At 60.1% G+C, this 3,662-nt stretch carries 3 protein-coding genes; all 3 read right to left on the reverse strand.

Going from position 1 to position 3,662, the window contains the following annotated elements; genetic code table 11:
• Window positions 1–265: 265 nt before the first annotated feature.
• From BSG20_RS34800 to BSG20_RS34810, 3 genes are read right to left on the reverse strand one after another with little or no spacing between them, the layout of a single operon-like run.
• Window positions 266–1,261, reverse strand: a complete 996-nt coding sequence (locus BSG20_RS34800; RefSeq protein ID WP_072382324.1) for a tyrosine-type recombinase/integrase — start codon at window positions 1,259–1,261, stop codon at window positions 266–268.
• Window positions 1,258–2,175 carry a tyrosine-type recombinase/integrase gene (locus tag BSG20_RS34805; RefSeq protein ID WP_072382326.1) on the reverse strand — a complete coding sequence of 306 codons (918 nt, stop codon included), beginning with the start codon at window positions 2,173–2,175 and terminating at the stop codon, window positions 1,258–1,260. Before BSG20_RS34805 ends, BSG20_RS34800 begins: the two co-directional genes overlap by 4 nt.
• A complete protein-coding gene (locus BSG20_RS34810; RefSeq protein WP_072382328.1) occupies window positions 2,169–3,377 on the reverse strand; it encodes a tyrosine-type recombinase/integrase in 1,209 nt (402 codons plus the stop codon). The genes BSG20_RS34805 and BSG20_RS34810 overlap by 7 nt, the downstream gene beginning before the upstream one ends.
• Window positions 3,378–3,662 lie beyond the last annotated feature (285 nt).

Genomic DNA, 3,662 nt, shown 5'->3' on the forward strand with positions numbered 1-3,662 from the left:
AGCCCAAAAGAGAGGCCGCATAGGGGGCTTTGCGCCATCAGCAGAGAACGGCCTGAATGATCGGTGCATCCTCATCAGCATGATCAGCGCCGACGCCGGTGCGTTACCCCTCCCGCCGCCCCGGCCACCATCTCACCAGATCCAACAAAACACGCCGCGCTCGACAGGGTATCGAGACCGTGCCGAGCGCGATATCAGATGGAGCGGACAGTCCGTATTTGGGTACCAAACTCCACTCAACCGTGCGCCGTTCGGATTGCGCTGGTTATCCCAAGTCCGACAGCAAGGATGCGATTAGGGCATCCGGCGCCTTGAACCGGCCGCGCCTCAGTTCAGGAGGGATTACCGCCTCGACCGCTTCCAGCTTTTCTGACGGGTCCATGCGAAGATAGACCTCGGTCGTGCGGATGTCGGCATGGCCCAGCCACAGGGCGACCTTGCGGATGTCGCGGGTTGCCTGCAGCATGACGACTGCACAGCTGTGCCGAAGCTGGTGAGGTGAGACGCGACGATCGCGAAGTGATGCGCAGTTCTCGGCAGCTTTGCCGACATGCTTGTCGAGCACATACTCAAAGCCGGCACGGGTCATCGGATCGCCCTGAGCATTGACGAAGAGCTCCGGGACGCGGACTGCGCCCCGGACACTCAACCAAGCGCGAAGGTCCCGTGCAGTATCCTTCCAGAGCGGCAGGCAGCGTTCCTTGCGGCCCTTTCCTAGAACCGTCACGCTCGCGCCGTGTCGAAGCGACAGGTTCTCCGTCAGAACGCCGATCAGTTCGGAGACCCGCAAGCCTCCGGCGAAGCAGAGATGCATCATCGCCCGATCACGGATGCCAGAGCGTGTCGAGAGGTCGGGCGCGTTAAGAACCGCGTGAACCTCTTCCATCGTCAGATGACGGATGAGCTTCTGGTCATGGCGCTTGGTCGGGATCGCATGGACCCGGCCGATCTGCTCCAGTGCGGAGGGCACCTTGTGCTCGAGGTAGCGCATGAACGCCTTAATGGCAGCGAGCCGCACATTGCGTGTGGACGCGCTATTGCCGCGATCCTGTTCAATGTGCGCAAGGAAAGCCACGATCATCGGTGCGTCGAGGTCTTCGATGGCAAGCAGCGACGGGCGAGTGCCTAGCCGGCTTGCTGTGAAGTTGAACAGCAGCTTGAAGCTGAATGCGTATGTCGCGCAGCTTTGCGGGCTATAGCCTCGCTGCTGGGGCATATAATCTCGCAGGAAGCCGGTGATGAGAGGGGCGAGCTTCGTCATGCGGCGTTCTCCCCGACCAAGGCCTCTGCAGCCGCGGCAATGTCGGTCATCATTTCCGGCGTCGCCTGAAGATACCAGTAGGTATTGTGGATACTGACATGGCCCAAGTAGGTCGACAGGGCGACAAAGTGCCGAGCAACTTCGCCGCGCCCAGCGCCGCATTGTTCCAGGACGCGGGTTGCGAAGGTATGTCGGAGGTCGTGGATGCGTGGCTGCTGACTTCGCTCCAACACGATGCCCGCCCGTCGTGTGACGCAACGGAATGTGTAATTCACCATTCTCAAGCACATTTGTCGGTGCTCTACGGATGGGAAGAGCCAATCACTCTCGGCCGCAAATTGGCACCTGGCCCCAAGATAGCGTTTGAGCGCCTCAACGACGGTCGGGTGCAGCGGCACCAGCCGACTTTTGCGGAACTTGGTTTCGCGAATGCGCAACACGCCGTCGGGCAGGATATCGTCGAGCCTGAGAGCAACAACCTCGGACACGCGCATTCCAGTCGCTGCGATCAGCCCAAAAAGCATGACATAGAGCTTGCGACGCAGCGGATTGGGCCTTTGGTACCTTAGATTGCCGGCAGCATCGAGAATCCGGGCGATCTCGGCCGCAGTATAGATGTAGGGAACCGGTCGATTGGTGTTCCGCTTGATATCTGCGGGCGGTATTTCATGCCGAGGATCTTCCGCCTGCATGAAGCGAGCAAACTGGATCAAGTCCATCAGGCGATGCGCCATGGCGTTTGGGCTTTTGGCAGCCGTGGGCAACCAGGTAAGAGCTGTTGCGGTGCGAATGTGGCTCTCGTCGCGTTCTGCTGCAAAGCACGCAAACGCAAGGAGATGCCGTTCGGCCCGGACAAGCTTGTAACCTAGCGCGCGGCGCAGACTGATATAGCGGTTGACGTCGGCGCTCAGCATGGCAGCCTCCCGCCCCAAGGCTGCGCGATCTCGGACAAGAGGCTGATGTCTACTTTGGCGTAGAGCGCGGTCGTCGATGGAGAACGGTGACGCAACACAGCTCCGACGCCGGCAAGGCTTGCCCCGCTTCGCAGCATCGCAGTCGCCGCCGAGTGCCGCAGCACATGCGCCCCGCGATGGATGCTTTCAATTCCTGCTCTGTCGAGCGCGCGACGCACGATACATTTTACGGCGATGCGGCTGAGCGGGCGGATCGGTGCAAGATCCGTTAAGAACACCCGCATCGTCGCAATGCGCGGCCTTGCCCGCTCAATATAGGCGAGGATGGCGTCGCCGACGTCCTGGGGCAGCGGAAGCCATTCTTCGCGCCGGACCTTGCCGACAAGCGTTATTCGACCATTCTTCCAATCGATGTCACCAAAGGTAAGATTGGCGACCTCGCTCGCCCTGAGACCCAGCCGAGCCAAGAGCAGCACGACGGCGCGATCACGTAACCGGTCTTCGCTATCACAAGCGGCAATGAGTCGGTCGATATTGCTTTGTCCAAGGAAGCGTGGTGTCGTTGCCAGTTGCCAGCTTGCAAAGCTCGGAACTGCATATTCCCGGCCAGCGGGGCATTGCCCGATCGCCACAAGGTATTTGAGGTAGGCGCGCGTTGCGACAGTGATACCCTGAGCCCGAGCGCGGCCATGCGGTTTCGCGCGGTCGAGCACGAAGCCACGGATCGCGATCGCCGTATAAACTTCCGGATCAGTGCCGAGCGACAACAGAAGGTCGATCAAGATTGGCTGATAGGTATCGAGCGTGGAATCCTTGATACCACGCTGCTCCTTCATCCAGCATCGGAACGCGGCAAGCGCTGGCCAGGTCTCCTCCAGCGACGGGTGCAGCTCTGCAGGCAGAATGTTTTTCTCGCGCAGATAAGAGACGAACAGCGCAGCCGCACCCTGCGGAGCGCGCGCGTTTTTGCTGCCCTGGAACACCGACGCCGATGCAGCGAAGCCAACCGCGAGCGTGCCGATCTCGAAACCGGTCGCTCGTACCCAGTCACCCCATAGTGCCAGCAGGCGCACCACCTCCACGATCGTTGCGGGCGAATAATTCTGCTGAGAAAGCCACTCCTTGAACCCATCGACATGCAGCTGTAGCCAGTTGATCCGAGCATGGACACTGCGGCGATGTCTGTACTTTCGCTTTGTCACTCTATTTCCTCAATTTGCTTGTTGGCGCCGTAGAAGTCCGGCGCGTCGAACAAATCGGAGGTTTCAAATCCATTCCAGCAGTAGGTGAGCAGCGTATCCGTTCTCAGCACGCGAGTTGGCCTCACCGGGCCTGCGTGTCTTGCCGAACCTCAAGAGGATGGCAATGACATCGGTAGGAGCGATGAAGCACCGTCGGCGCTGATCATGCTGATGAGGATGCACCGATCATTCAGGCCGTTCTCTGCTGATGGCGCAAAGCCCCCTATGCGGCCTCTCTTTTGGGCT

It is taken from the genome of Rhizobium tibeticum (assembly GCF_900110205.1).
Lineage (GTDB): Bacteria > Pseudomonadota > Alphaproteobacteria > Rhizobiales > Rhizobiaceae > Rhizobium > Rhizobium tibeticum.